The organism is Synechococcus sp. Nb3U1, assembly GCF_021533835.1.
In the GTDB taxonomy this organism is placed as follows: Bacteria; Cyanobacteriota; Cyanobacteriia; order Thermostichales; family Thermostichaceae; genus Thermostichus.
In genome coordinates, this window is record NZ_JAKFYQ010000002.1 from 438427 (window position 1) to 465110 (window position 26684).

Here is a 26684-nt window from a genome sequence, read left to right on the forward strand (position 1 = left end):
CAACACCGATTGCTGTAAGCATTGCGAATAGCACTCTTTCAACCATTCATGCTCCGCCTTCAGTCTAGGAATCTATTTCTTCATGTTGAATGCAGAAATTCCCTTGCCATTGGAGACAGCCCCTTCAGCGGATCTGGACAGCAGTTCCGGTGGCAGTGATCAAAAGGAGCACGCCGGTTTGGTCAACGTTTATGGTGCTGGTGTTGAGGTTGATGCCGATCACCCCATCCGCTCCTAGACGTTTGGCCCGCCGTTCTAACTCGGCAACTGCTTCTTTCTGACCCTGTTCAAAAACCCGCTCGTAAGCTCCTGTGCGCCCGCCGATAATATCGCGGATCCCTGCAAAAAAGTCCCGTAAGGCGTTGCTCCCATAAACCACCTCGGCAGTGACAATGCCCAGATAGCTTTCAATTTCTACACCCTGCAACACATCTGTGGTAGACAGCAACATTCTTCAACCTCTGGGTTGGCACCCCTCCAGGCTAGCTGAGATGCTCTATAGACAACCTCTATAGACACCCAAAGTGTTGCAACCCCTCTAGGATCCCGCCTGCACAGGCGGCGGAAGCCAAAATACAGTGGGGAGTAGGGTTCTTGCGGTACCAATCCAGCAATTCTGGTTGGGCATTGCCCACCACAATGCCGTAGCCCCCTGACTCGATCGCCGCCTGGAGCAGCAGTTGATCGTTGCCAGAATCTCCACAAGCCAGGATCTGTTCCCCAGGGATCCCCCATTCTTGTTGTAAGTAGCGCAGCGCGGATCCCTTATTTCCCGCTAGAGGGAGCAAGTCCAGATCTCGACCGCTGCTATACACCAGGTTCACCGCCAGTCCCCGTTGCGCCAATTCCCGGCTCAGTTGTGCGCTCACCCATTCAGCTCGTCCGGCATCCAGCCAATAGCTGAGCTTGAAGGCTCCCTGTTCAGAGACAGGTTGGGGGCGCAGTTCGGGAAATTGAGCCGCCACCTCGGCAACTGCCTCCCGATTCCATCCCTGGGCAAGATGACTTGTCCAACCCGGATCCGGCTCAGGGAGTCCTTGATGATGGACAGCAGTGCCCACCGAGAGGATCAAAGCATCAGGGGGCAAGAGCGGGTATTCCCGGAGCAGTTCTTGGTACAGATACCAGGATCGACCGGTGGCATAGACGAGCTTTAGGCCTGTTTGGGCACGTAACTGTTCCAGTCTGGGATTCAAATCCTGCAACGCTGAGGGATCCCCCACCAAGGTGTAATCCAAATCGGTGATCAACAATTGCAAGTTCACAGGCACCTTCACTCACCTCTTTGGGATCGGGTTGAGAGATCCTTGTCTCCACAGAGTATCAGCTTCAGTGCTCTTGCCGTGGCATGATGAAACTTCATCCTGCTGAGGACAATTTCTCCTCCCATTGAATCTTGTCAAGGATCCTGATGCCGAAGCCAATCCGCGTGGTAGGTAGCTTGAATATGGATTTGGTGGTGCAGGTGCCCCATCAGCCCATCTCTGGCGAAACAGTGCTGGGATCCGACTACGCCACCTACCCCGGCGGCAAAGGAGCCAATCAAGCGGTGGCGGCGGCCCGGGCGGGCGCGGAGGTGCAGATGTGGGGAGCGGTGGGATCCGATGCCTTCGGAGCTATTCTCAAAGAAAACCTCGAGCAAAACGGAATTGATACCCGCCAACTGACAGAACTGCCAGGCCCAAGTGGTATCGCCCTGATCACGGTGGATCCCAGCGGACAGAACCGGATCGTGGTCAGCCCAGGAGCCAATGGACGCTATACGCCAGAGGGCTTGCCCCTCTTCACCCCTGCTGCCTTACTCCTGCTGCAACTGGAAATTCCGATGCCGACGGTATTGGCGGTGGCTGAGCAAGCCTTTGCCCAAGGGATCCCGATTTTGCTCAATCCCGCCCCGATTCAACCTTTGCCTGGATCTTTGTTGCCGCAAATTCGCTACCTGGTGCTCAACGAAACCGAAGCCACCAGCCTTACCCAATCCCCTATTGAAACCCCTGAGCAGGCCCAAACGGTGGCTCAACGGCTACAAAAGCAAGGGATCCCGACGGTGATCCTCACGTTGGGAGGGGCGGGTTTGGTCTGGGTGGATGGAGAAGAAAGGGGCTACCTGCCGGCTCATTCGGTGAAAGTGGTGGATACCACTGCCGCTGGAGATGGGTTTTGTGGGGCTTTGGCTGCTTGCTTGGCCGCCGGGGGATCTCTGAAGGAAGCCTTGCGGTTTGCCAATGCGGCGGCAGCACTCGCGGTCACTCGGGCGGGAGCCCAGCCCAGCCTAGCTTATCGAGCTGAGATCGAGGCTTTTGGGGCAGGCCAGAGGGATCCCAGCGTCTAGTTTTGGGTGAGAGCCAAAAATGGAAATCGAGGTGCCCTAGGAGAGTCATTCAGGACTACTCGGTAGTGCTCTCTAGGGTTTGAGTGGCCGATGAGAGGGTTTTGTGTCGCCAAGTGTCTTGTTCTAGCATCTGCTGCCGCAAAGTTTCTACCCTCGGGGAAAGGGATCCCGGCTGACAATCAGAGCGGAAAGAGATCTTCAATGATCTTCAATGGTCTGTAGCAGTTGTTGTCGTTGTTCTGGGCTTAGGACTTGGCGCATTTCCAAAATGGCCTCGAAGCGGCTGGCATTCACCTCTTGAGCTAGCCGTTGTACCCGCTGAAATTGGGCTGCCACTTCCGAGTCGGGGGCATCGCTGACCAATAGCTCCCGCAGTTGACGACGGGCGGCTCTTAACTCCAGGGTGCGATTCAGGAGCTCCTCCTGTTTGCGGTGGCGAATTTGTTGCAGTTGGCGCAATTGCTCGGCAGAGAGATTCAGATCCCGCAGGTTGCGACCCCGGCGCAGTTCTGTGGCCCGCGGGCGCCCAGGCTGGGCTACTGTGGGTTCACTCACAGATCCTAGGCAGAGCAGGCTTAAGCCCAGAATGGGGATCCACAACAAAGTTCTTTTCATCGTTCTCCTGGCAGGGTCTCAACAGTCTGATGGGTTAAGGGTGCAAGTATAAGTAGCATCTGTCGGGCCACAACCCGGTCGATTAGGATCCCTCGAGGCCTAGTTCTATCCACCAGGTTTCGGCCTCTACCCCGTCTTGGCCAAGCAATCCTCCCCAGGTGTTGATCAAGAAGCTTTCTAGGGCTTCGGTTTCCTGCACCACCACCTGGGCCTGCCAACGTTGATACCCGGCCCAACCCAGCAATGTCCCCACCAAAATCGGGATCCCAACCCAGCCCCAACCCAGCCGTGAACGCTGTCGCAGTGGATGGGCAGTGACACTACGCAAGATCCGATCTTCCAAATCAGAGGAAGGGGGAGGAGTGCGGAATTGGCGTAAAAACTGCCGTAGCTGCTCCTCTTCAAAGGGGTTTTGGTTCACGGGGTAATTCCCTCCTGAAGTAGATATTTGCGGATGGTGGCGCGGGCATGAAACAGTCGGGATTTCACGGTTCCCACCGGGATCCCCAGAATGTGGGCAATTTCTTTCTGGGGCAGATCCTCTAGGTCATGCAAGACCAACACCAGGCGCTGCTCGGGATTCAGCTGGGCCATGCCCCGTTGTAGAGCCTGCTGATGGTGCAACTGCATCACATCTGGGCCAGAATGGGCCGCCTCTCCAGACAACACCAGCTCTTGGGTTTCGGATCGCTGACGGGCATAGCGCCGCCGTTGATCCAAGGCCACATTCCAGCAGATGCGATAGAGCCAGGTGGAAAATTGGGCTGACCCCCGGAAGCGGGGTAATCCCTTCCAAGCCCGCAGAAACACCTCCTGCACCAGATCGTCTAAAGAATCCGCCCCACACAAGGGATAGAGAATGTTGCGCACCGACTGCTGGTATTTGCGGTAAAGTTGGCGAAAGCTTTGGCTATCCCCGCTCAGGCAACGTTGGATCAGCTCTGCATCATCTGCATTGGATGTATCCTTTGCTGTCTGCACAGCTTTGCTCCCTCTCGACCCTGCCTAACTCGCTTAATCTGACTGTTCATGGCCCCAAAAGGTTTAACCGGATCCCCGCTTGCGATCACAGGCACTTTCCTGGATGAAATCAGCCATGATATTCCTTCTGCCAACTGGGGAGCGACAGATTGGGCCAAGGACTTCGCCGCCATGCGCCAAGACGGCATCGATACGGTGATCTTGATTCGGGCTGGCTACCGGGATCGGGCCACCTTCTCTTCAAAGGTGCTGGCCAAACTCCACCCAAATTTAATCGTGGATGAGGATTTGGTGGCGCTCTTTTTGAACTTGGCGGAACAGGAGGGCATGACCTTTTTCCTGGGCACTTATGATTCCGGTGATTATTGGTTACAGGGAAACTATCAAGCGGAGATCGACCTGAATCTGGCGTTTGCCGATGAAGTTTGGGGGCGTTATGGTTCTAGCCCGGCTTTTGGGGGTTGGTACATCAGCCATGAAATCAACACCTTCAATCCAGGCATGATGCAAGTGTATGAGCAGCTTTCTCAACATCTTCGCCACCTCAAGCCATTGCCGATTTTAATCTCTCCCTATATTCGGGGCTGCAAACAATTTGCACAGGCTATTTCCTTAGAAGAACATGAACGAGAATGGGATCAAGTCTTTGCCCGCTTACAAGGCAAAGTGGATTATGTCGCCTTTCAAGATGGGCAGGTGAATTTTGCAGAGTTGCCGGATTACTTGGCAGTTAATGCTGCTCTGGCCAGACGATATGGCATCACCTGCTGGTCAAATATCGAGAGTTTTGATCGGGATGTGCACATCAAGTTTCCACCGATTGCTTGGCCGAAGTTGCGGTTTAAGCTGGAAGCCGCTCAAGCAGCCGGTGTAGACAAGTTGATCACCTTCGAATATTCTCACTTTCTCAGCCCTAATTCTATTTATCCAGCGGCTCAAAACCTCAATCGATGCTACCGAAATTGGCTACATAATTTATCTGTAAAAGGATCCAAAGATGTCAAAAATGACCCATAAAATTGATGTATTTGGTCTTCTTTATCGCCGCACTATTCTCACCCTCATCATCCTGTTAGGGCCACCTTTAATTTGGCTGTTAGTCCTGTATTTAGGGCCGCTGTTCACCCTGCTGCTACAGAGTTTTTATCACTTGGATCCCTTTACGGGCCTGGTGCTGCGTCAACTAACCTTTGCCACCTATCAAGACTTACTCACGCCTGCCAATCTGGATATTTTTGCCCGCAGTTTTGTCATGGCTTTGGGGGTTACTGTGGCGGCGATTGTGCTGGCTTTGCCTCTGGCCTATACGATGGTACGGCTAGCTTCTCCCCGTTGGAAAGGTTTTTTGTACCTATTGGTGCTGTTGCCTCTCTGGTCTAGCTATTTGATTCGGGTCTACGCCTGGAAGTTGATCCTGGCCAAAGAAGGGATCCTCACCTATCTGTTTACTCATTTAGGGCTACAAGGTTGGGTGGAGAAGATTTTACATCTGCCTGGGATTGGTGGGCCATCGCTGGCAGTATCCAATTTGGGCATTTTTTTGGTGTTTCTCTACGTTTGGTTGCCCTATATGATCCTTCCGATTCAGGCGGCTCTGGAGCGGGTGCCCGATAGCTTGATTGAGGCTTCTGGAGATTTGGGGGCTAGGGGATGGCAAACCTTTCGTCATGTGATTTTTCCCCTCATCTTGCCGGGTATTCTAGCAGGATCTGTCTTTACTTTTTCTCTAACTCTAGGGGATTTTGTGGTGCCCTATTCCCTTGGTAATTCCAGCTACTTTATTGGACAAGCGGTTTTGGCCTTTCAAGGCACCTCTGGCAATATTCCCTTGGCGGCGGCCTTCACGGTGGTGCCGATGGGGATCATGATTGTCTATTTGTTGGTGGCTAAGCGATTGGGGGCATTTGAACAAGTCTCCTGAACAATTACCTGAACAATTAGCAGATGCGAGCCTAGCTGGTTAAGAGGGCTGTGCGGGAGTTGACCCATCCCACAGCAAATCAGCCCAACTTTTGCAACCGAGACTCCAGCAAGGTGATCTGTGCCTCCAGCTCCGCCAACTGATCCCGATGGGTTTGTACCACCTCTGGGTTAGCCCGACTGAGGAAATTGGGGTTCTCGAGGCGGGAGCGGATCCCTTGAGCTTCTTTTTCAAGTTTGGCGATGTCTTTTTGCAGCTTGGCTCGCAGTGCCTCCACATCCACCAGACCCGCCAGTGGCATCAAGACCTGAATAGTACCCACCACCCCAGCCGCTACTTGTTTGGGTTCGCAAGCTAGGGATCCCGTGATCTCCAGCGACTCGGCCTTGGTCAGCTCCTGGATATAGGGTCGTGCCTCGGCGAGAATCCTCTGCTCTGTGGGATCCGTGGTCAGCAAAAGGGCCGCGATGCTCTGGTTGGGCTTGAGACCAGCTTCTGCTCGCAGGTTGCGCAGGCTGCTGATGACCTGAATCACCAGGGTAAAGTCCTGCTCCAGACCGGGATCCACCCAGGTGGGATCCGACTCGGGATAGGGCTGCACCGCAATAGAGGTAGTCTGCTCTGTCTGGGTCAAGATCTGCCAGATCTCTTCGGTGATGTGAGGCATCCAGGGGTGGAGCAACTTGAGGATGCTTTCTAGCACCGTGGCCAGCACCTGCTGGGCTGTCCGTTTGGAAGTGACATCCTCTCCCCGCAGACGAGGCTTGACCAGCTCGATATACCAATCGCAAAAGTCATCCCAAATCAACGAGTAGAGCAGACGTGCTCCTTCCCCGAGGCCATAGGTTTCCAGCTCCTGGATCACTTGGGCGGTGGTGGAATGCAGTCGGGAGAGGATCCAGCGATCCGCCAATTCCAGGTGCTCTGGGGATGAGGTTCCCAGTTGGGCAGGGGGTTGCCCGTCCAAGTTCATCAACACAAAGCGCGAGGCATTCCAGATCTTGTTGGCAAAATTGCGGGCTGCTTCGACGCTGGCACTTTCTCTGGTTTTGCGGTCGTAGGCCAGGCGCACATCCTGCCCTGCCCCTACCACTTCTTTGACCAGGGCATAGCGCAGGGCATCGGTGCCATATTTATCCAGCAGCTCCAGCGGGTCGATACCGTTCCCCTTGGATTTGGACATTTTTGCCCCATGCTCATCCCGCACTAGGCCGTTGATATACACGTCCTTGAAGGGGATCTGGCCCGTAAATTGGGATCCCATCATGGTCATGCGGGCCACCCAGAAAAAGATGATGTCGAAGCCGGTAGACATCAACGAGTTGGGGTAATAGCGCTTCAGATCCTCGGTTTCATCCGGCCAGCCTAGGGTGGAGAAAGGCCACAACCCGGAGCTAAACCAAGTATCCAACACATCCGGATCCTGCTGCACCGCCTCCACCTGGGATCCGAACCGCTCCCGGGCCTTGGCCAGGGCCTCCTCAGGGTTACGGGCCACCACAAATGCCTGCGGATCTTCGGGAATCTGGCCTTCGATCACCGGATACCAAGCCGGGATCTGATGGCCCCACCACAGTTGCCGCGAGATGCACCAGGGGCGCAGCTTTTCCAACCAGCCGGTATAAACTTTTGTCCAGCGCTCCGGCACAAAGTGGGGGCTGGTGTTGAGGTGAGCTTCCTCCAGACAACGGGCCGCCATCTCCGATACATCACAAAACCACTGAATCGACAGCAACGGCTCAATCGGCACGCCCCCCCGGTCGCTGTGGGGCACCGTGTGAGTATAGTCCTCCACTTTGTCTAGCAGGCCGTGCTCCTCAAACCACTGCACCACTTTCTGGCGGGCCACGAAGCGATCTAAGCCGGTAAAGGGATCCCCGTTCTCGTTGAGGGTACCGTCTTTGTTGAGAATGTTGATGAAAGGCAGGTGGTGACGCTGGCCGATCTCAAAATCGTTGGGGTCGTGAGCCGGGGTGATCTTGACGGAGCCGGAGCCAAAGCTGGCGTCCACATACTCGTCGCCGATGATTGGGATGAGGCGATTTTTAATGGGCAGTTTGATCTGCTGGCCGATCAGGTGCTTGTAGCGCTCGTCGGTCGGGTTCACCGCCACGGCGGTATCCCCCAGCATGGTCTCGGGTCGGGTGGTGGCCACCACCAAATAGCGTTCTGGATCTGCCGCCAAGGGGTAGCGAAAATGCCACAGGTGCCCCTTCACTTCTTTGTCATCCAGTTCGATATCCGACACCGCTGACTGGGTGGCCGGGCACCAGTTGACCAGGTATTCCCCCCGGTAGATCAGCCCTGCCTCATGTAGCCGCACAAATGCCTCGATCACCGCCCGGTTCAGGCCCTCATCCATGGTGAAGCGATCCCGGCTCCAGTCCAGGGAGAGGCCCAACCGCCGCAGTTGACCCTTGATGGTGCCCTGAGACTGCTCCTTCCAGGCCCAGGCCCGTTCTAAAAAGGCATCTCGGCCCAGATCAAAGCGGCTCTTACCCTCCTGGCGCAGTTGATTTTCCAGGATGGTGTGCACCGCGATGCTGGCATGATCCGTACCCGGCACCCAGAGGACGTTGTAGCCCCGCATCCGCTTGTAGCGGGTCACCACATCCGGCAGCGTAAAGGCGAAGGCATGCCCCATGTGCAAATTGCCCGTCACATTGGGGGGTGGCAGCACCATGCTAAAGGGATCCCCTGGTGCCTTTGGATCCGCCACATAGAAGCCCTGCTCCTCCCAAAAGGTCTGCCACTTCGGCTCGGTTTCAAAGGGGTTGTATTGGCTGGGCAGGTGAGTGGCCTGGGGGATCGCGGCGGTCATGAGCAGAGGAGGTAAAGGGTTGTAAAGCGTGCAGAATCACCCTATAGGGTAACAGGCCAGACCCTTCCCGGCGGCTGTCTACAAGCCCAGAAGCAAACTTACAGCCTTTTCCAGCGTTATCTGATACAGCAGATTCAGGTCACTTCCCTGTCCAATAAGGGTTTTTGCCTAGTTCAAGGGCCTGCGTAAAGTCAGAAAAGGCTGTAATCACGGATAAGGTTCACCCAGTTGGAGGTTGATGAGGCAGCCGAGCTGAACCTGGAGAGATTGGTAACCTTGTTGGGGCCTTCTGCTCTGGGGTCAACCCCGACAATGGCAATATAGAAAGGCTGCCCCAACTCAGGGGTGCCGATTATTCTATCCCAATCTACTGAAGGAGAAATCCAAGATGTCTGCCAAGGATGAGGGTTCCTCAAAACGGTTTCTGGGCGGGCGCAAGATCGACCCTCAGCCGATTCAAGCTGGGATCCCTCTCACCGACCTGATCGACCAAACCTTTCTCTCCTACAACTCTGGGCGCCTGCGAGAAGCCTGTCAACTCTTGGTGGAGCGGATGTTGCAGCCGGGGGTAACGGTGGGGCTGAGCTTGACGGGGGCACTCACTCCGGCAGGGTTAGGCATTGCAGCCGTGATCCCCTTGATGCAGGCAGGCTTTGTCGATTGGATTGTCTCGACAGGGGCAAATCTCTACCACGATACCCACTTTGGCCTGGGCCTGGATTTGCACCGGGGCCGCCCCGATATTGGCGATGTGGTGCTGCGGGAAGAGGGGGTGGTGCGTATTTACGATATTTTCTTTGACTATGATGTGCTCCTTTCCACCGATGCCTTCTTTCGCCAGATAATGCAGGCACCAGAGTTTGACAGACGTATGGGATCCGCCGAATTTCATTATCTTTGTGGCAAGTACATCGCCGCCCGGGAAGAGGCCCTGGGATTGAAGGATGGTGCTGCGAACCAAGAACGATCTCTCTTGGCTGCCGCCTACCGCTATGGGGTACCTGTCTATACCTCCAGTCCGGGGGATAGCTCCATTGGCATGAATGTGGCGGCTCTGGCGTTGCAGGGAAGGGGGCCGGTGATCGATGTCTCGCTGGATGTGAACGAGACAGCGGCGATTGTATTGGAGGCAAAGCGCAGCGGCGGGGCCAGTGCCGTGTGGATCTTGGGGGGGGGATCCCCGAAGAACTTCATGTTGCAAACGGAACCACAAATTCAAGAGGTACTGGGCATTGAAGAAAAGGGACATGACTTTTTCTTACAGGTGACCGATGCACGACCGGATACCGGCGGATTGTCGGGGGCTACTCCTTCTGAGGCAGTGTCTTGGGGCAAAGTCGATCCGGATAAATTACCCGGCACAATTGTGATCTACAGCGATTCCACCATTGCGATGCCGCTGCTGACGGCTTATGCCCTCTCCAAACGGGATCCCCGCCCTTTGAAGCGCTTGTACGACCGACGCTCGGAGTTGGTGGAGCGCTTGCGGCAGGCCCACCTGGAGGCTCAGGCGAAAAAAGAAACGGTGGCTGCAGTGTAATTTTTCTCTCCTTCTCAGAGAATTCTCATCCGCTCTTCAGGCAGGGATCCCGTTGCCCTTGATAGCCTGAATACACAGCGCTCCCTGTCATCTGTTTTGGTTATGAGCCATCTGGTTCTTCGTCATCTCAGCAAACGTTTCGGCAACCAGAGGCTCTCTGCCCTCAAGGATTTGTCGCTAACGGTGGCGGCAGGGGAGATCTTTGCATTGCTGGGGCCGTCGGGCTGTGGCAAGTCTACGACGCTCAACTTAATCGCCGGGCTGCTGCAACCGGATCCGGTTCCTTATCCTGGGGAAATTTGGCTAGAAGGGATCCGGCTCAATCCCTTACCCCCGGAACGGCGCGGTGTGACATTGCTTTCCCAGCACAGCCGGCTGTTTCCGCATTTGAGTGTAGGGGAGAATGTTGCCTTTGGCCTAAAGATGCGCCGCATCCCCAGAGCAGAACGAGAAGCCCAGGCATTACGCATGTTGGAGCGGGTGCAACTGGCCGGATTGGCCCACCGTCGTCCGGCCCAACTTTCTGGAGGACAAGCCCAGCGGGTGGCTCTGGCACGAGCCTTGGTGATTCAGCCCAAGCTGTTGCTTTTGGATGAGCCGTTGTCGGCTTTGGATGCCAACCTGCGCCAGGAGATGCAAGAGCTTATTTTAAGTTTGCAGGCCGAATCGGGTGTGACGACGGTGTGGGTGACCCACGACCAAGCCGAAGCCACCACCGTGGCCCAGCGCATTGGGTTGATGTTTGAGGGGCAACTGCACCAGTTGGGATCCCCAGCGGAATTTTACCAGCAACCCCAATCCGAACGGATTGCCCGCTTTTTTGGCGGGGTAAATTTTTGGGATGCCCAAGCAGATCAGCATCAGCTATGGGTGGGGGAAGGGATCCATCTTTACGGTGCTGTGCCCCAGCAGGGAAAGGTGCGGCTGATGATACGACCGGAACAGATCCAGGTATTTGCTCACCCTCCTACGAGTCTCCACAATGTCTGGAGGGCGGAAGTGATCTCAGAACGCTTTACGGGTACCCAGCGGCGACTGAAGGTGCAAACGGTCTTGGGATTGCTGCAGGCTTGGGTAGCTCCCCATCAGAGGTTCAGGGTAGGACAAGCAGTGTGGGTTTACCTGCCTCCGGAGGCTTTGTGGTGTGTGGAGGGATCCCCTTCTGTGGCTGCACTCCCCTTACTGGTTTGAAAATAACGTTTTAATTTGGAGTTTTTGGAGATCCCTTCATGTGGCAAAACAACTTCTTTGTGACCCGGATCCTGGGTCACTTTTGGAAACGGCGACAGGTGCTGGCCTCCCTGGGGCTTGGCTCGGTGGGGACTTGGCTCTTGGGGCAAAGCTCTCTTTTTGCACAAAGCCCTGCCGACTTGGGATCCCTGACTTGGGCTGACATTCTGGAGCAAGCACGGGGTACCCAGGTGAATTGGGCGATGTGGAGCGGTAGCGAAGCGATCAACGGCTTTGTAGATGGCTGGGTAAAAACGCAGCTGCAAGAGCGCTACGGCATTCGTCTGAATCGGATCCCACTGACCGACACTGTAGAGGCCGTCAACAAAATCATTGGGGAAGTACAGGCCGGATTGCGCAGTGGCGGCAGCATCGATTTAATTTGGATCAACGGCAACAACTTCCGCACCCTCAAGCAGGGAAATTTGCTCTATGGCCCCTTTACCCAAAAATTACCTAGCCTTCAATTTTACAATCCTGCCGATATTGAAACGGATTTTGGTCTACCCATCGAAGGCTACTCTGCACCCTATACGGGCAACTATTTCCTGATAGCCTATCATGCTGAGCGCGTCCCCAATCCGCCGCGTAGCTATGCCGAATTGTTGAGCTGGGCAGAAGCCAATCCAGGCCGTTTTACCTACGTGGCCCCACCGGATTTTCATGGCAGCCGCTTCTTGTTAGGAACACTGTATGGGGTGACCGGCGGCTATGCCCAGTACAGTGGGCCTGAGTTTAATGCGGATCTGTGGGCCAAGCAATCGCCTGCGGTGGTGGACTACCTGAAAAAATTGGATCCCTTTTTGTGGCGGCAAGGGCAAACCTATCCTCCCACCTTTGCCCGCTTGGCAGAGCTATTTGCCAATGGTGAAATTTGGCTCATGCCCACTTTCATCGATCAGGTGATTCTGCGCAAAAGCAATGGACAATTTCCGGACAGTACCACTCCCTACGGGATCCCGGGTACCAGTTTGATTGATCCCTCCTTTACTGCTATTCCTGTAAATGCAGCGAATCCCTTTGGAGCGATGATTTTGGCAGAAGTGTTGGCTAGCCCTGAAGGTCAACTGGAAAAGTTTAAGCCAGATGTCTGGGGAGATTTGCCCCTGATCGATGTTAGCCGTTTGTCTGCCGAGTTCCAGGCCAACTTTACTCAGTTGGAAGTTGCCTCCGGGATCCCAATTCAAGAGGCAATTGCAGGAGCGGTGCCGATTGTGAATGCGGAATATACTGTGCAACTGGAAGAGCTTTGGCAGCGACAGGTGTTACCAGGCTGAGGTTGAAAGTTGGGCTCAAGATGCAGGATGGGCTGTAGCTGCGGCTAAATTTTGGGGCAGCCAAACTTGAAAATGGGTCCATCCTTCTGAACTTTTGACGGAGATATCACCCCCCATTCGCATCACCAATTGCTTCACCAAAGCTAAGCCTAAACCTGTTCCCCCATGTTTCCAGCGATCCGACTGTGGGATGCGGTAAAACTTGTCAAAAATCCGTGCCAACTCTGATTGTGAAATCTCTGCACTGTTGCTAATCATGAAAAGAAACCCATCTTGATCCGAAGTAAGCCGGATGTGAATGGCTCCTTCCGGAGCAGTATATTTGATGGCATTGTGAACCAATTCACGCAAAACGCGGCTGAGACAAGCCGAGTCTGTCTCTAGGATTGGGATCCCTTGGCTGAGATGCAGTTGTAACAACTGTTGTTTAGATTGGGCGAGCGGTTGGAGCCCACTGAGAAGTTCTTGCAGGTAGTAAACCAAATTGATCTCTTCTGCCTTGAGTGAATACCCTTCCGCTTCTAGCCGCTGTATATCCAGCAAATCATTGATTAGGGCAATCTGCCGCTCACACTCTTGAAGGGCAGTCATAAAATAGTTCTGTCGTTTTTGTGGGTCAGTGGTAATCTGCATCATGCGTAGAGCCATGCGCACATTGGTCATCGGAGTCCGTAGCTCGTGCGAAACGGTGCTAACAAAGTCATCTTTCAGCAAATTGAGCTGTTCCAATTCAGTGACTTGAGCCTGTGCGGCTTCGTACAAGCGAGCCTGACGAATGGCCAAAGCACACAAATTAGCCACCTGTTGCACCATCTGAATCTCTGGTTCTACAAAGAATTGTTCTGGCAGGCGCTCCAAATTTAATAAACCCATTAACCGCTGATCTTCATCCAAAATGGGACAGTTGAGAAGGGTCGCCCAAAGTCTATTTGTGGGGTTATAAAAACAGTGATGGATTACTTTTCCCTGTTGTAAAGAGCTCAAAAAAGAAGCATCAACTATTTCTTGAAGATCATAGCTCTGACCAACCAGATTTGGGGAGTAAGCATAGTACAGTTTAAGGGTAGAACAGTCTTTTGAGAAGAAACCAAAACTACAGTCTAACAAGCCCAGAATTTTTACCAGCTCTTGCACAACAGTATTCAGAATCTCTGCCTCATCTAAGCTGGCCACAACTTTGCTGCTAATGGAGTGCAATACCGCCTCAAAATCCAATGCCTGCTGTAGCCTAGCTGTGCGCAACTCTGCGAGTGCTTCCAAATGATTGTTCAGGTTTTGCACCTGCTGGTACAGCTCGGCTTGTTGTAGAGCAACAGACAGTTGTTCTGATAACTGCACTAGAATAGATTTTTCCCAATCTTGCCACTGATACACTCCCCGGCATTGATGAGCAATTAAAATTCCCTGTATATCGCTTTTAGAAGGAGATTCCAATTGTGGGTGATTATCTCCACAAATCGCCACTACTAAGCTGGCATGCACTTGTAAGCTTCTTAGGAGGTCAACATGATAAGGTTGAATAGGGGCATCTTCAATATCTGAGATGGAGTGCACTTGGTTACAGGGAAAATAGTCTTTTCTCAAACTGAAAAAATAGGAATCCAAAATGGTTTGATTCACTATAGAAAACTCTGCCTGACTGACAGACTCTGCCTGAATAGAGCTGCTCCCATCGGGCTGTAGGAGGTAGATCACCACGCGATCGGTTTGTAGCAGTTGCCGGACTTCTGTAGCTGCGATTTGCAGAATCTCCATCAAATCTAGAGAGCGGCGAATACGCTCGGTGATCCGCCCCAACAACCGTTCTCGCTCTGCCTGAAGATGTAGGGTCTGTTGGGTTTGTTTTAGAGCTTCTTCTGCTTGTATGCGCAGAGTGATATCGGTAAAGGTACAAATAACCTGATAGACTTGCCCCTGTTCATCTAGCCTTGGCTTCGCATTCACCAGCAACCAAACCCGATCCTGCAAACGGGGTCGATACACCCCCATCACCACATTTCGTACAGGCTGACCCGTCACAATGGCTTTGGGCACAGGATGCTCTGTCCCTGGAAAACTGGATCCATCCTCATGAATGACATTCCAGGCCGGATCAAAAGAAGTTCGTCCCAACAATTGATCTTCCGTTAAGTCCAACAATTCCAGGGCTTTGGGGTTACACAACAACATTTCCGCCTGTCTGCCCTGCAGGAGAACCCCGACATTGAGGTCTTCAACTAGGGTGCGGAAGCGCTCTTCGCTTTCTTCTAAGGCCCGTTCCATCAATTTTTGCTGGGTGATCTCCCGCCCAACCGAGAGAATTTCTACCAACTGGCCCTGGTCGTCGAAAAGGCCTTGATCCACCCAATGCACATATCGTGTCTTCCCTTCTGGGTCGGAGTAGATGCGTTCGCTGGTGCGGGTGGGCTGGGTGGGGTTAAGGGCAATCAATTCTGCCAGGAGGGGATCCCGTTCGGTTTCCGGTATGGTGTCGCTCCAGCGGGTACCCAAACACTCTTCTCGGGTTTGCCCAAAAAAACGCAGATAGGCTTCATTCACAAGTCTCAAGCGAGTATCGAGGCTATAGCGACAGATCAGCTCCGATTGTTGCTCCACCACTTCTCGGTAGTCTTGCTCCTGTTGCCGCAACTGGTTCAGCATTGCCTGTTGGGCTGCCACCATCCGTTCCCAGGCAGAATTCAGCGTTTGCACTTCCTGAATTGGGCCGGGATCCAACTTGGGCCAGGGATGGGATCCATCGGGGATAAACCCCTTGACAGTTTGCGTGAGACGGCGAATCGGGCGGGCGAAACATTCGGTTAGACCCATTCCTATCCCCAACAAACCCAATAAGATCCCACCCCCAAGCAGCCCAGCCTGTTGGGCAGAGCGGTTGACTGCTCCCAAAATCTCTGATTCCGGGATCCCGCGCACAAGGTAAAAATCCAGCCCCCACTCATCTTGAATAGAATCTATCTCAATTAGATGCGGCTCTCCCCCGACGGGTAAGCGGAAGAAAACCTCGGAAGTCACTGCCGACAACGACCCAAATTGCTCCGCAAGGGCTGGAACAACCGCCCGTAGAATCGGGTGGCTGCTTTCTGGATCCTCATGTTCAGAAATCAAGCGGGCTCCATAGCCCGCCACCACCTGCCCTTGGGAGTCCAGCAGAAAACTTATGCCGGGATTGGTTTGATCCAGAGTATCCAGAAGAGCTTGCACATTGTGAATGGAAATGGCGGCCGCCAAGCTCCCGTATGAGGTTCCGTTTTTGCTGGTTAAGGGTAACCCCGTTAGAACCAAAAGCTGTGGCTCAGAAAAAATACTACTGATGGTCTGGCTGCGACTGATCCCCTCTGTCTGGACAGTCTCTGCAAACCAAGGCTGCTCTCTTACATCCATAAAACCCAACTGGCGAGTTTCACCCGTGGGATCCCCGGTTTTGGGATCCAATTCCCGTCCGCGCACCTCTCCAGGCAAAGGGCCACCGGTGTTGTAAACCCATATCGACCCCTCCATGCGCTGCGCCATGACAAAGCCACCGTCAGCCGAAACAAAACCGATATAATCAGCTTCAGGGAAGCGCTGCAATTGTCGGGCAAAATAGCCTTCCAAAAAGACCAGATCAGTGGGCTTCAGGGTTACGAGATCGGGTAAAAATCCCCAATCCACCGCATCTTGATTGACATCGTTGATTTGAATAGGTACCTGCAGATAGCTTTTCAGGGTGTCTTCAATATGGTCATTGACCTTGCGGTTGATCTTTTGGGCTAACCGTAGCGCTGTTTCTCGTCCAGACTGCTGGAGGAGATATCCTACACTGCCTACACCCACCCCCACCGCCAGCAGCATCAGCAGGAGCAGAGCAATTTGCAAGGGAATGCGTCTAGATGAGGAAGCAGAGGACTGGGGTGAGGACTTCATCGTCACATCGTCAGCAGGTGCAGAAAAACTAGGCTTGTGGGGGCTGTAAAGCGCGTTGCAAAGAGCTAAGGCTAACCTCTGCCAAAATTGCCAACAGGGCTACCGGAATTGCCCCCACCAGTAAGATAGCGTTGTCGTAGAGGGCAAACCCTAGTGTGATAAAAGTTCCTAACCCTCCGGCCCCAATAAAAGCCGCTAACGTAGCACTGGCGATGACCTCAATGGTGGCGGTTTTAATGCCAGCCAAGACCACGGGCAATGCAAGGGGAATTTCGATTTGCCGCAAGACTTGACTGGATGTCATTCCCATGCCAAAAGCAGCTTCTCGAATGGCTGGCTCAATACTCCGAAACGCGACATCGGTGCTGATCAAAATGGGAGGCATGACCAAAGCAGTTAGGGCGATCACAGCGGAACGAAAACTGAGGCCGAAATAGGGGATCGCTAAAAATAAAATCGCCAAGCTAGGGATCACTCTAAGGCCATTAAAGCCATTGATAACCACTAGCGAAAATGCCTGTGACCGAGAACTCAAAAAGCCCAAAGGCAACCCAAAAATCAGGCCAATTCCCAAAGGTACAGTCACCAGTTGTAGGTGTTGAAGGAGAGCTTGAAACAGCATATCGCTGTTGTTTTGCGCATAGCTTAGGGAACGGGTCAGGATGGTCATTGAGCGTTACAGCCTTTTCCAGCGATACATACTACAGCCGATGCAGGCCAACCCTTTGTCCGACGAGAATTTCTTCTTTACCTTGTGTCGTACATGAAGTCGGAAAAAGCTGTATCGACCCAACAAGGGCAAGATAGCCCCAGTGTAGCGTTTGCAGTTGAACTGGGCAGCGCCCAAAACCTGCTTAGAATGGAAACGCTTTCTTGTCATAGGCATGGCACCACGCGGTTTCAAACCTAGGGATCCCTCCTGTAGTGGAGGAGCGGAGCGCCCAAAATTGGAGGCCATCAGCTTGGCCCCCTATGTGCGAACCCTGCCTTTGGTGATCGATGCCATGTTGGATCTGGCTCGGGTGGGCGCTGAAGACACCCTCTACGATCTGGGCTGTGGGGATGGCCGGGTTCTGATCCGGGCGGCCCAGCGGTTCGGTACGCGGGGGGTGGGAGTGGATATCGACCCTGAGCGGATTCTCGAGGCCCAGCAACGGGCTCAAGAAGCCCAAGTTCAAGATCGCGTGCAGTTTCTTGAACAGGATCTGCTTACGGTAGACCTGTCCCCCGCGACGGTGGTGAGTTGTTATCTGTTGCCCCGCTCCCACCTATTGATTCGAGACAAGCTGCGCTCAGAAGTACAGGCCGGTGCGCGTCTGATTACCCATTCGTTTGACATGGGGGATTGGATCCCGACCACCACCACCACTGTATCGGATGTGATCAACACCTACACGATCTATCTCTGGCAACTTTAATTCGAGACAAGCTTTTCTTAAGAGGCTTCTCAGTTAGGATACAGCCTTTTCCAGCGTTACCTGATACAGCAGATTTAGGTCAATTCCTTGCTCCATAAGGTTTTTTGCCTAGCTCAAGGGCCTGCGTAAAGTCGGAAAAGGCTGTGAGTAACCTCAAGGTTAGAGGGTACCGGAACCCATCCGATTGTTAAGACTCTTCCGTATATCTGCTGGGGAGCGACAGGATCAGTTTAGAATCAAAGCCATTTTCCCTACTGCCTCAACCCCTATTGAAGAGGAATCCCATGCTGAATCAGCTCAGAATAGGTGCAAAGTTTAACCTGCTCCTTGTGGCTGTGTTTCTACTAGGTAGCATTGCCGGTGGTTTCGCCCTCTCCAAGGTTCTTCAAGAAAAATCTGAAGCCAAGGTGGTCTCTGAGGCTTTGGTCATGCTCAACACGATCAATGCCCAAAGAATTTATACGGATCAACAGGTTCGTCCCCTTTTGGAAAATGCTTTTGGAACCGAGCAATTTATCGCAGAAACTGTTCCCTCCTATGGGGCACGTCGGGTTTTTGAGAACTTGCAGCGATTAGGGTTTGAGTTTAAGCAGAAAATTTATAAAGAAGCCGTTCTGGATCCCACTAATCCGGACGACAGAGCTGATGAATTTGAAACAGAGCTGACCGCTCGATTTGCCGCCGATGAATCCTTAGAGGAAATCTCGGGGTTTCGTCAAGTGCGCAATGTTGGCCCTATTTTTTATATCGCCCATCCCATTCGCATCCGCAGAGAAAGCTGCCTGGCTTGTCACAGCACCCCCGATGTTGCACCCCGAGGGATGGTGGAGGTTTACGGGCCCAACAACGGGTTTAATTGGGAACTGGGATCCACTATTGGCGCTCAGATGGTTTATGTACCAGCTCAGCAAATTTTCTCGCAAGCACGGCAATCCTTCTTGGTGATCATGAGCATTTTCTTGCTTGTGTTTGCGGCGGCAATGTTGGTGCTTAACCGTGTCTTGAACTCTACTGTGCTGAGACCAGTTCAGATCCTCGCTCAAGCCTCACAACTGATGGGTGCTGGGAAAATCAAGTCTGAAGAAGATGTTGAGAACATGGAGTTCCGCAGACTGTCCAACGTGATGAAGCAAGAAGATGAGATAGGGCAGCTTAGCCGTATCTTTCAAACCATGATCAATAAAATCGTTGAGCGTGAGCAAAAACTACGTCAACAAATCCGTCAACTCACGATTGAGATTGACCAAAGCCGCAAGGCCAAAGAAGTATCGGAAATCGTAGAAAGTGATTTCTTTAAGAATCTACAGCATAAAGCCAAGTCCATTCGCCAGCGGGATCCCAACTTAGAAACCCCTGAAGATGAAGAGATCTAGTGTGTTGTGACCGCAAACTTACTGAATCTTTTGAATCTTTACTGAATTGAAAGGGGCATCGAAAGAGATCGCTTGCCCGGGGTGATTTGACCCAAAACAACAGCCCGACAGGCTCCGGTTGCCTCTGGCAAATTGTTCACCTGGCCCTGCCAAGTCTGATAGGCCAAGATAGCAAAGGCTAGGGCTTCTTTGGCTGCCGCCGGGATCCCCATTTGTGCGCTGGTGAGTAGGGTTACTTCTGGTAGCTGGATCTGCAACATCTTCATCAAAGTCGGGTTTTGAGTGCCACCACCACTGATAATGACTTGATCAGGCAGATGGGGCAAAAAGGTTCTGTAGGCATGGGCGATGGAACAAGCCGTCAATGCGGTTAGGGTGGCGATGCAATCTGCGGCTGAAGTAAAGTGTGGCCAAATCTGTTGTAAGTAGGGCGCTCCAAAATAGTCTCTTCCAGTGGTTTTGGGTGGGGGCGCATGGAAATAGGGATCCCGCATCCATTCTGTGACCTTTTCCCAGTGGATCTGGCCTCGAGCTGCCCATTCTCCATCTCGATCAAAAGTGTGTTGTCCTTGAGTGGCTCGCATCACTGCCAAATCAATCAAAATGTTGCCAGGGCCAGTATCGAAAGCCAAAGGGGATCGCTGGCTGGAGGTGTTGGGCAAATAGGTCAGATTGGCAATGCCGCCGATGTTTTGGGCCACCCGATTCAGGTGAGAGTCGCTGAACAACAGCCTATCTACAAAGGCTACCAAAGGTGCCCCCTGACCACCAGCCGCTATATCTCGGGCCCGAAAATGGTTGATGACCGGGATCCCGGTTAATTCTGCGATTACAGCCGCTTCACCGATTTGCAAGGTAGAGGCCTTGGGGCCGGTGGGGGTATGCCAGAGGGTTTGACCATGGCTCCCGATCAAGTCAATCTGTTCCGGGGTTAGGTTGGCAGATTGGATCCCTTGTAGAGCTGCCTCGGCAAAAGCCTTGCCCAACCGAAAATTCAACGCACAGATCTGATCAACCCCGCTGGTTTGAGGATCCGAAGCCCGCAGGATCTCTTCTCTGAGCTGATGGGCATAGGGGATTATTTCATGATGGAGAAGATCCCAGGTCAAGGGATCCCTGCCCTCAATTTGCACAATCGCCACATCGATCCCATCCACAGAAGTCCCTGACATTAAGCCAATGACAATCATCTTGTTGAAGATAGTGAACTACTTTCGCCGAAAGACCCCAGACAGATTATTGGCTGGCATAGGGATGACCTCTTGAAGAATGAGCCCCCTTGGATCAGCCACCTCAGCAACTTTTTCTAAATCCCTGACTCCCCATTCCGGGTTCTCCGCTCTTAGGCTGGCATCAAACTGAGCATTACTGGGGGCCGTGTGTTCTCCTTGGCGACGGAAAGGGCCATACAAATAGAGGATCCCATCGGGTGGCAAAATTCGACCGGCTCCGGCCATCAACCCCAAACAACTGGCCCAAGGGCTGATGTGAATCATATTGATGCTGACAATAGCCGTAATGGGCGGATCCAGGCTTGGCGTCTCGACAGGCCAGATTGGATCCCGAACATCGAGTGCGATAGGGGGGCGTAGGTTTGCTGCCGGAAATTCCTTTTGCCAGGCTTGGATGCTACGACGCAGCTCTGGATCCGGCTCACTGGGTTGCCAAATCCAATTGGGCAGACGCGGGGCAAAGTAAATGGCGTGTTCTCCCGTACCACTGCCAATCTCCAATACCCTGCCGCTGCTGGGTAGAACCTGCTCAAGCACCCTCAGAATCGGATCCCGGTTGCGCAGCGTTGCTGGAGCATAGCGACGATGATCTTGTTCCACCCCCATCTCTTGTGCCATCGACTTTACACCTGATCCCAACCCAAACGTTTCTCAATCCCAACATCACTGGCCAGAGAGGCTCCCAAGAGGCTTTAGAAGGTATGAAGGTTCTGCCCTTTCTGCAACAGCCCTCATTAGCATACAAGCATCGCACCCAAAGCTTTCGAGTGGGAATTTTGTCTGATGAGTGAAGCCATCTGCTACAACCTTTTGCTGGTGGGAGGGAGTTCCTCCAACCTGATCCTGGCCCATCGCCTTTTGGATCTGGCCAAACTATCCGGCCTGGAGATCTCCATCGCCATTCTGGAAAAAGCACGGCAATTCGGTGGGCATATCGTCAGCGGCGCCATCTGCAATCCACAGGTCATCTGCAAACTCTTTCCCGACTTCGAGAGCCAAGGGTTCCCAACCGAGGGGCGGGTGGAAGTCAATCATCTGAGTGTGCTGGGATCCGAACAGCGCTGGGATTTGCCTGAAGCAGTTATTCCACAGGGGTTTCGCAAACAGGGGCAAGTTATCCTCACCTTGAGCCACGTCATTCGTTGGTTGGCAGAACAGCTGCAGGAGAAAGCCAAAGGGATCCCCAATGTCACCCTCGATCTATTCCCGGGTTTTGCCGCCCATGAAATTCTCTACGACGGGGAACGGGTGATAGGGGTGCGGGCCAGCGATTCCGGCCAAATTTATGAAGACTGTATCTTCGCTGATCTCACCTGCTTTGGTGATAAAGGTTTTATCTCCAAAGATCTGATCGAGAAGTTCCAGTTGCGGCCCAATCCGCAACTGTGGTCTGTCGGGGTAAAAGAAATCTGGCAAATTCCCGGATCCCTGCAAGGGCAAGTGTGGCACACCCTGGGCTACCCAATTTTGGACGGCAGCTTCAGTGGTGGCTTCGTCTATGGCCTCAAAGAAAATCGCCTGGCTCTGGGCTTGATCATTGGCCTGGATAGCAAAAACCCCAATCTCAACCCACAACAGCGTCTGCAGGAGTTCAAAGGCCATCCTTGGATTCAATCTCTACTGGAAGGGGGCAAGTTGCTCAAGTACGGGGCTGCTGTGATTCCTGAGGGAGGCTACTACAGCTTGCCCACCCGGTTTGGTGTGGAGGGATCCCTGCTGTTGGGGGATGCGCTCGGGGTACTGGATGTGGGCAGCTTGGCCGGTGTGGATAAAGCCATGGAAACCGGCTACGTGGCGGCGGGCTTAGTTCACGATGGCTTTTTGAAAGGGAATCTGCACATTCAAGCGGACTACCAAAAAGAAGTGATGCAAAGCTCAGTCGGGCAAGATCTATACCGCAGCCGCTACTTCCGCGAGGCCTTCCTAGAAAACTCCCGCCTATTGGAAGAGTATTTGCCCAAAGTGTGCAGCAGTGTGGATGCTGGTCATCCCTGGTTGGGATCCCTGCAATTGGGCCTGCAAGACCCGGTTCGCCGGGGGCGAGAAACCCTACGCGCCTACACCCTCCTCACCGGACGTGTTAGCACTAGCGCCCCTGCGCCTCAGGGATATGTTGCGCCCCATGCAGCCATTCAAGCGGATTTTGTCTCCCCCACACCCGTTTCTGTACCTCAACCAGAGTCTTTGCGGGGCTATTTCTCTCGACCCGATGCGGTCTTTTTTGCCGAACCCCGTTACCACGAAGGCAACCATCATATTCTCGAGTTCAGCGCCGAAACCTGTCGCCAGTGCATCGCGACCTACGACAAACTGAATCGCCCTACCCCCTGCATTTCCGACTGCACCGCAGAAGTTCACCACACCCAAGAGCATCAGGGGCTCCGTTCCCACGCCATGTCCTTAGAAAATTGCATTCAGTGCCGCACCTGCGAGATCATCTGTCCCCAACTCAATTTGCGGGTCAACCCCAGCTATGAGGGATCCGGCCCCGATTTCTTTGGGTTGTAGATGGGTTGTAGATCTGAGCATAGAACTCCACAAATAGGAGCAGGGATCCCGTGAAGGTATTCCGTGAATGGTGTACTGAATAACAATCCAGGAGGCGTTGGTTTGCTTAAATAGCAGAGCCATGGATTTTTTGCCGCCTAAATGTTACCTGCTAGGCGTTACTTGTCCCTCAGTTTGGAACCTCTGTCATGACCAGCATCATCCCCGAACGGACTGCGGATCCCCGTGAGGCTTGGGATCTGGTGCAGCAAGATGGAGCAGCGATTCTCCGTTGGGAAGACCTGACCGAAGCGGGTACCACAGCGGCTGGCTATGCCTTTATGGGAGAGCACCTACGCGGCATCGGGCAAGTACACCGGGTTACCAGCGAGCCTCCCAAAAAAATTAAAGCCGTTCCTCCCACCGAAACCCTACTCGCTCACACCGATGGCTTTGCCTACGGCCCCCGCAACCCCGACTACCTGACGTTGCATTGCGTTGTGCAAGCCCAAGAGGGGGGAGAGTCGTTCTTGATCGATGGCTATGGGTTGTTGCAGCGAATGGCAGCCGATCCCCACAACGAGTTCACCATTGCCGGTCAGCGGGCCAACGCCGTCCATTGGTTACACACAGAAGTGATAGAACAAACGGAGATCTCAGAAAAAGGCTTTGCCATGGAGGAGCGCTACTTTGCCTCGATCGTGCAAACTTGCCCGAATGGCCGTCGCTGGATCCGCAATCACCCCTACCATCGGCCTCACCCCCAGTCGCCGGATCCCGCTGGACAACAGGCCCTTATCGACTATTGGATGCGCACTCTACGGGCGGAAGCTGCTTCAGTCCAACGATTCAAACTCTATCCTGGCGATGCGTTGTTTGTGGATAACTACCGCGTTTTGCACGGACGGGATCCCTACTTGGCCAAGTCGATTGGGGAGCGGATCTTGCACCGCTTGTGGATGTGGTCTCCCGATGCAGCAGGGATCCCTGAGGGCATTCAATACTCGGATCCCGATGATGTGCTCGTGGCAGCTTCGTAAATTCAGGAAGCTTCAAAATGTGTGAACAGGCCGGAGCAGATGAACTGACAAGAGCATCTTTAGGATAGCCTAATGGACAGACTAGGGTATCTAAAAATACTGTGTCTTAATTCTGAAACTGAAACAGTGGCTCTTATTGGCTTTAGAAGTAACGGCAGCTGAGGGTCAGCACATCGGTTTATCCCGGAATCAGCACTTTTAACGAGCGAGTTACGATAATTGACGAATGGGATAGCCGTAAGTATCAGGTAAGAATAGATATAGATACATAAATAGATAATAAGTTAGATACATAAGTCTAGTTAGGTGCTGAATTTCAGTCTTCTTGATAGACTAACTGAGGTTGTTGCGTTGGCTAGAGCGGCTTTGGGGCTCTGAGAGCTGAGACTTTTCTCGGATTCAAAGCACTTCCCTTCGCCAGGTTCAATCTCATTGACTGCTCACTGCAGACATGAACTGAAGACATAAGACGTATGAAGATACAAAGCAACGATCGCTTCGATCAGATTGACTTCCGACTGGATCGCCTAGTGGGTGCCGTGCTGACCTTAACGGAGACCATCAGCTTGGTCAAAGATGATCTGACCAACCTGAAAGAAACTGTTCAACAACAGCTGATGGTTGCCCAAGAGCACAGCAATTGGTTGAGCGAGTTGAAACAAGTTTGTTATCAGCAGGCCGAGACAGCTCGCCAGCAGGCCGAGACAGCTCGCCAGCAGGCCGAGACAGCTCGCCAGCAGGCCGAGACAGCTCGCCAGCAGGCCGAGACAGTTGATCGCATTGTGTTACCTATCTCCTCAATGTCTCAACTCTCAGCTAGAGCAGCAGAAGCCTCCTGCTCTCCCGTAGAGGAGCGGTGGGAGGAATACAAGCTCGACTCTGATGACTATTTCTTACTTTAGGGCATCTGAAACCACGGGTGAACCGGATCCCGACTCCGGCTTTCCGAAACCGCTTTAAGATCGTTCCTAGCCCCGCCGCCCATCGTCTCAAGAAACGGGGGCTTAGCGTTGTGCAGTAAGGAAAACCTGGATGAGTCAGTACAAGCCGGAAAACCCTGCTACAGAAGAAGAGGAGCCCGACACATTGTTAATGCAGCTGCGCCGCAAAGAGGGCAGTTGGCTGGATTGGGCACAAGCCTGCCAAACCTTGTTGCAACGACAGAAAATGACCCCACAGGTGATCTTTGAAGCAACGGGGTTTGAGCCCATTCACCAAAACCAAATCGTCGTCGGATCCCAGGTTTATGAGGGGATGGCTAAAGCCGGAGCCAGCCCCGCAGTCTTGGAGTACTTTGGCCGCAAAGGCAGCGATATTCTCTACGAACTGCGCATTCTTTCCCCCAAAGACCGGGTACAAGTGGCGGAACTAATCCTCAATCGCAACTTAAATGCCGACGATGCTCACGAGATCGCCCGCGCCGTGAAAAATTATGCCCAACTGCGGGAGCGACCGGAAGGGTTTGGGGATCACCCCGGCGATGCGGTGGCCTATCAAGCTTGGAAAACCGCCCAACAAACCAGCGACCTGCAAGAGCGTACCCGCGCCATTGGTCGAGCCTTTCAGTACGTGCATAGCGACGGAGCCCGGCAACAGATTGAGCGGCTCTTGTCCACGGTTGCCGCCAGTTCCTCCGGTGGCTCCCAACGAAAGATCTTGCCCAAGCTATCTGTGTTTCGGCTGGAAGAAGATCTGCCCCGCCTGCTGCCGGTGGTGGGATCCCTCCCCCTGTCCACTGCGGCATGGGAACAACAGATCACCCCTGAACCCGAGGGGCCTTATCACTTGATCCACAGTCAGGGCCAGCAGACTTGGGTGGCATTGCCAGCGTGGTCGGTGATCCAATCGGCCAGGGATCCGGTGGCTATTCCCATTGAGAATCGGCTCCTGGGCACACTTCTCAATCAGCAGATACCCCCAGAAGAAGCACAGGATCCGGTGCTGTTGGTGGTTGATCGGGCGGTGCGTCAGTGGCAGTCAGAAGGCTTTTTCTTGATTGATCGAGCAGGATCTCTGGAGGTGGAGTGGCGGGAAGACTCAGGGTCAGTTTCCCTCTTCGGTCGGGTGCTGATGGCGGTGCGACCTCCCCGAATTTTGGATGAAGTCGTGGCTCAGGATCCCTGGCAGTTGGATGAATAGGAGCCTTCAACGGGTCAGCTGTGGCGGCAACTCCCCCGGAGCAACTTGTATCCACTCTTGGGTGTCTGGGTGGCGAACATACACCGGATGATTCCTGATCTGCTGCTGGAGAAAGTATTGTGCCTGTTTGAGGAGTGGCTTGAGGCCGGAGGGAGGCTTTTGGGCCATAACTCCACTCCGGTCAGAACCAGATCCGGGACGGCTTGTGAGGGAAGGACTGGGGCTAGGGTTCAATACCTGGCGGGCCAAGATCCAGTGCAAGCTGTAGGGGCTCGTGGTCTGTTTCGACATCGGGATCCCTCCAAATCATGATCCCAGCTTAAGGTCTGAATAGGGCATAATCAGCCCTAATTAGAATTCTAATTAGAAAGCCAA

23 protein-coding genes are annotated in these 26684 nt (G+C 53.4%); 12 read left to right on the forward strand and 11 right to left on the reverse strand.

Annotation, left to right across the window (positions count from 1 at the left end):
• Nucleotides 1-124: 124 nt before the first annotated feature.
• Together L1047_RS12575 and L1047_RS12580 are read right to left on the reverse strand one after the other, a co-directional pair.
• The gene (locus tag L1047_RS12575) at nucleotides 125-451 is read right to left on the reverse strand and encodes a YbjQ family protein (RefSeq protein ID WP_235279307.1); all 327 of its coding nucleotides are present in this window, start codon (nucleotides 449-451) and stop codon (nucleotides 125-127) included.
• A 58-nt stretch (nucleotides 452-509) separates the two neighbouring features.
• Nucleotides 510-1271, reverse strand: a complete 762-nt coding sequence (locus L1047_RS12580; protein ID WP_235279308.1) for a sucrose-phosphate phosphatase — start codon at nucleotides 1269-1271, stop codon at nucleotides 510-512.
• A 140-nt stretch (nucleotides 1272-1411) separates the two neighbouring features.
• Here L1047_RS12580 and rbsK point away from each other — a divergent pair, with 140 nt between their 5' ends.
• On the forward strand, nucleotides 1412-2332 hold the full coding sequence (rbsK, locus tag L1047_RS12585; RefSeq protein ID WP_235279309.1) for a ribokinase: 921 nt from the start codon (nucleotides 1412-1414) through the stop codon (nucleotides 2330-2332).
• A 198-nt stretch (nucleotides 2333-2530) separates the two neighbouring features.
• Here the strand turns inward: rbsK and L1047_RS12590 are convergent, their stop codons facing one another.
• From L1047_RS12590 to L1047_RS12600, 3 genes are all read right to left on the reverse strand, one after another.
• Nucleotides 2531-2947: a Spy/CpxP family protein refolding chaperone gene (locus L1047_RS12590; protein WP_235279310.1), complete on the reverse strand. Its 417-nt coding sequence runs from the start codon at nucleotides 2945-2947 to the stop codon at nucleotides 2531-2533.
• An 82-nt stretch (nucleotides 2948-3029) separates the two neighbouring features.
• Nucleotides 3030-3368: a hypothetical protein gene (locus L1047_RS12595; RefSeq protein ID WP_235279311.1), complete on the reverse strand. Its 339-nt coding sequence runs from the start codon at nucleotides 3366-3368 to the stop codon at nucleotides 3030-3032.
• Nucleotides 3365-3928: a sigma-70 family RNA polymerase sigma factor gene (locus tag L1047_RS12600; protein ID WP_235279312.1), complete on the reverse strand. Its 564-nt coding sequence runs from the start codon at nucleotides 3926-3928 to the stop codon at nucleotides 3365-3367. The genes L1047_RS12595 and L1047_RS12600 overlap by 4 nt, the downstream gene beginning before the upstream one ends.
• Nucleotides 3929-3976: 48 nt before the next feature.
• Here L1047_RS12600 and L1047_RS12605 point away from each other — a divergent pair, with 48 nt between their 5' ends.
• Both L1047_RS12605 and L1047_RS12610 read left to right on the forward strand, forming a co-directional pair.
• The gene (locus L1047_RS12605; RefSeq protein WP_235279313.1) at nucleotides 3977-4945 is read left to right on the forward strand and encodes a DUF4434 domain-containing protein; all 969 of its coding nucleotides are present in this window, start codon (nucleotides 3977-3979) and stop codon (nucleotides 4943-4945) included.
• On the forward strand, nucleotides 4935-5849 hold the full coding sequence (locus tag L1047_RS12610; protein ID WP_235279314.1) for an ABC transporter permease: 915 nt from the start codon (nucleotides 4935-4937) through the stop codon (nucleotides 5847-5849). Before L1047_RS12605 ends, L1047_RS12610 begins: the two co-directional genes overlap by 11 nt.
• 79 nt (nucleotides 5850-5928) lie before the next feature.
• Here the strand turns inward: L1047_RS12610 and L1047_RS12615 are convergent, their stop codons facing one another.
• Nucleotides 5929-8670 carry a valine--tRNA ligase gene (locus tag L1047_RS12615; RefSeq protein ID WP_235279315.1) on the reverse strand — a complete coding sequence of 914 codons (2742 nt, stop codon included), beginning with the start codon at nucleotides 8668-8670 and terminating at the stop codon, nucleotides 5929-5931.
• 388 nt (nucleotides 8671-9058) lie between these two features.
• Here L1047_RS12615 and L1047_RS12620 point away from each other — a divergent pair, with 388 nt between their 5' ends.
• The 3 genes from L1047_RS12620 (at nucleotide 9059) to L1047_RS12630 (ending at nucleotide 12717) form a co-directional block, all read left to right on the forward strand.
• A complete protein-coding gene (locus L1047_RS12620; RefSeq protein WP_235279316.1) occupies nucleotides 9059-10210 on the forward strand; it encodes a homospermidine biosynthesis protein in 1152 nt (383 codons plus the stop codon).
• A gap of 102 nt (nucleotides 10211-10312) precedes the next feature.
• Entirely contained in the window at nucleotides 10313-11401 is a 1089-nt protein-coding gene (locus L1047_RS12625; protein ID WP_235279317.1) for an ABC transporter ATP-binding protein, read from the forward strand.
• A 38-nt stretch (nucleotides 11402-11439) separates the two neighbouring features.
• Nucleotides 11440-12717: an ABC transporter substrate-binding protein gene (locus L1047_RS12630; protein ID WP_235279318.1), complete on the forward strand. Its 1278-nt coding sequence runs from the start codon at nucleotides 11440-11442 to the stop codon at nucleotides 12715-12717.
• A gap of 15 nt (nucleotides 12718-12732) precedes the next feature.
• Here the strand turns inward: L1047_RS12630 and L1047_RS12635 are convergent, their stop codons facing one another.
• Both L1047_RS12635 and L1047_RS12640 read right to left on the reverse strand, forming a co-directional pair.
• A complete protein-coding gene (locus L1047_RS12635) occupies nucleotides 12733-16620 on the reverse strand; it encodes a PAS domain S-box protein (protein ID WP_235279319.1) in 3888 nt (1295 codons plus the stop codon).
• 28 nt (nucleotides 16621-16648) lie between these two features.
• Nucleotides 16649-17290: an ABC transporter permease gene (locus tag L1047_RS12640; protein WP_235279320.1), complete on the reverse strand. Its 642-nt coding sequence runs from the start codon at nucleotides 17288-17290 to the stop codon at nucleotides 16649-16651.
• 214 nt (nucleotides 17291-17504) lie between these two features.
• On the opposite strand from L1047_RS12640, the gene L1047_RS12645 reads away from it, so the two are divergent.
• Both L1047_RS12645 and L1047_RS12650 read left to right on the forward strand, forming a co-directional pair.
• Entirely contained in the window at nucleotides 17505-18038 is a 534-nt protein-coding gene (locus L1047_RS12645) for an SAM-dependent methyltransferase (protein ID WP_235279321.1), read from the forward strand.
• Between the two features lie 284 nt (nucleotides 18039-18322).
• The gene (locus L1047_RS12650; protein ID WP_235279322.1) at nucleotides 18323-19411 is read left to right on the forward strand and encodes a Tll0287-like domain-containing protein; all 1089 of its coding nucleotides are present in this window, start codon (nucleotides 18323-18325) and stop codon (nucleotides 19409-19411) included.
• A 38-nt stretch (nucleotides 19412-19449) separates the two neighbouring features.
• On the opposite strand, the gene L1047_RS12655 is transcribed toward L1047_RS12650, so the two are convergent.
• Both L1047_RS12655 and L1047_RS12660 read right to left on the reverse strand, forming a co-directional pair.
• Nucleotides 19450-20601: an anhydro-N-acetylmuramic acid kinase gene (locus L1047_RS12655; protein WP_268836614.1), complete on the reverse strand. Its 1152-nt coding sequence runs from the start codon at nucleotides 20599-20601 to the stop codon at nucleotides 19450-19452.
• An 18-nt stretch (nucleotides 20602-20619) separates the two neighbouring features.
• A complete protein-coding gene (locus tag L1047_RS12660) occupies nucleotides 20620-21261 on the reverse strand; it encodes a DUF938 domain-containing protein (protein WP_235279324.1) in 642 nt (213 codons plus the stop codon).
• Between the two features lie 165 nt (nucleotides 21262-21426).
• Here L1047_RS12660 and L1047_RS12665 point away from each other — a divergent pair, with 165 nt between their 5' ends.
• From L1047_RS12665 to raf1, 4 genes are all read left to right on the forward strand, one after another.
• Nucleotides 21427-23151 (forward strand): 4Fe-4S dicluster domain-containing protein, encoded by a 1725-nt coding sequence (locus L1047_RS12665; protein ID WP_235279325.1) that lies wholly within the window; start codon nucleotides 21427-21429, stop codon nucleotides 23149-23151.
• Between the two features lie 188 nt (nucleotides 23152-23339).
• Nucleotides 23340-24170, forward strand: coding sequence for a TauD/TfdA family dioxygenase (locus tag L1047_RS12670; protein ID WP_235279326.1), 831 nt, complete (start codon nucleotides 23340-23342; stop codon nucleotides 24168-24170).
• 473 nt (nucleotides 24171-24643) lie between these two features.
• Nucleotides 24644-25072, forward strand: coding sequence for a hypothetical protein (locus L1047_RS12675; protein ID WP_235279327.1), 429 nt, complete (start codon nucleotides 24644-24646; stop codon nucleotides 25070-25072).
• 130 nt (nucleotides 25073-25202) lie between these two features.
• Entirely contained in the window at nucleotides 25203-26309 is a 1107-nt protein-coding gene (raf1, locus tag L1047_RS12680) for a RuBisCO accumulation factor 1 (RefSeq protein WP_235279328.1), read from the forward strand.
• A 6-nt stretch (nucleotides 26310-26315) separates the two neighbouring features.
• On the opposite strand, the gene L1047_RS12685 is transcribed toward raf1, so the two are convergent.
• Nucleotides 26316-26600, reverse strand: a complete 285-nt coding sequence (locus L1047_RS12685; RefSeq protein ID WP_235279329.1) for a hypothetical protein — start codon at nucleotides 26598-26600, stop codon at nucleotides 26316-26318.
• Between the last annotated feature and the right edge of the window lie 84 nt (nucleotides 26601-26684).

Excerpts from the sequence above, each read along its gene's own strand:
- L1047_RS12575 (WP_235279307.1), bottom strand. The coding sequence starts at position 451 with ATGTTGCTGTCTACCACAGATGTGTTGCAGGGTGTAGAAATTGAAAGC.
- rbsK (WP_235279309.1), top strand. The coding sequence starts at position 1,412 with ATGCCGAAGCCAATCCGCGTGGTAGGTAGCTTGAATATGGATTTGGTG.
- L1047_RS12590 (WP_235279310.1), bottom strand. The coding sequence starts at position 2,947 with ATGAAAAGAACTTTGTTGTGGATCCCCATTCTGGGCTTAAGCCTGCTC.
- L1047_RS12605 (WP_235279313.1), top strand. The coding sequence starts at position 3,977 with ATGGCCCCAAAAGGTTTAACCGGATCCCCGCTTGCGATCACAGGCACT.
- L1047_RS12610 (WP_235279314.1), top strand. The coding sequence starts at position 4,935 with ATGACCCATAAAATTGATGTATTTGGTCTTCTTTATCGCCGCACTATT.
- L1047_RS12615 (WP_235279315.1), bottom strand. The coding sequence starts at position 8,670 with ATGACCGCCGCGATCCCCCAGGCCACTCACCTGCCCAGCCAATACAAC.
- L1047_RS12620 (WP_235279316.1), top strand. The coding sequence starts at position 9,059 with ATGTCTGCCAAGGATGAGGGTTCCTCAAAACGGTTTCTGGGCGGGCGC.
- L1047_RS12625 (WP_235279317.1), top strand. The coding sequence starts at position 10,313 with ATGAGCCATCTGGTTCTTCGTCATCTCAGCAAACGTTTCGGCAACCAG.
- L1047_RS12630 (WP_235279318.1), top strand. The coding sequence starts at position 11,440 with ATGTGGCAAAACAACTTCTTTGTGACCCGGATCCTGGGTCACTTTTGG.
- L1047_RS12635 (WP_235279319.1), bottom strand. The coding sequence starts at position 16,620 with ATGAAGTCCTCACCCCAGTCCTCTGCTTCCTCATCTAGACGCATTCCC.
- L1047_RS12640 (WP_235279320.1), bottom strand. The coding sequence starts at position 17,290 with ATGACCATCCTGACCCGTTCCCTAAGCTATGCGCAAAACAACAGCGAT.
- L1047_RS12645 (WP_235279321.1), top strand. The coding sequence starts at position 17,505 with ATGGCACCACGCGGTTTCAAACCTAGGGATCCCTCCTGTAGTGGAGGA.
- L1047_RS12650 (WP_235279322.1), top strand. The coding sequence starts at position 18,323 with ATGCTGAATCAGCTCAGAATAGGTGCAAAGTTTAACCTGCTCCTTGTG.
- L1047_RS12655 (WP_268836614.1), bottom strand. The coding sequence starts at position 20,601 with ATGATTGTCATTGGCTTAATGTCAGGGACTTCTGTGGATGGGATCGAT.
- L1047_RS12660 (WP_235279324.1), bottom strand. The coding sequence starts at position 21,261 with ATGGCACAAGAGATGGGGGTGGAACAAGATCATCGTCGCTATGCTCCA.
- L1047_RS12665 (WP_235279325.1), top strand. The coding sequence starts at position 21,427 with ATGAGTGAAGCCATCTGCTACAACCTTTTGCTGGTGGGAGGGAGTTCC.
- L1047_RS12670 (WP_235279326.1), top strand. The coding sequence starts at position 23,340 with ATGACCAGCATCATCCCCGAACGGACTGCGGATCCCCGTGAGGCTTGG.
- L1047_RS12675 (WP_235279327.1), top strand. The coding sequence starts at position 24,644 with ATGAAGATACAAAGCAACGATCGCTTCGATCAGATTGACTTCCGACTG.
- raf1 (WP_235279328.1), top strand. The coding sequence starts at position 25,203 with ATGAGTCAGTACAAGCCGGAAAACCCTGCTACAGAAGAAGAGGAGCCC.
- L1047_RS12685 (WP_235279329.1), bottom strand. The coding sequence starts at position 26,600 with ATGTCGAAACAGACCACGAGCCCCTACAGCTTGCACTGGATCTTGGCC.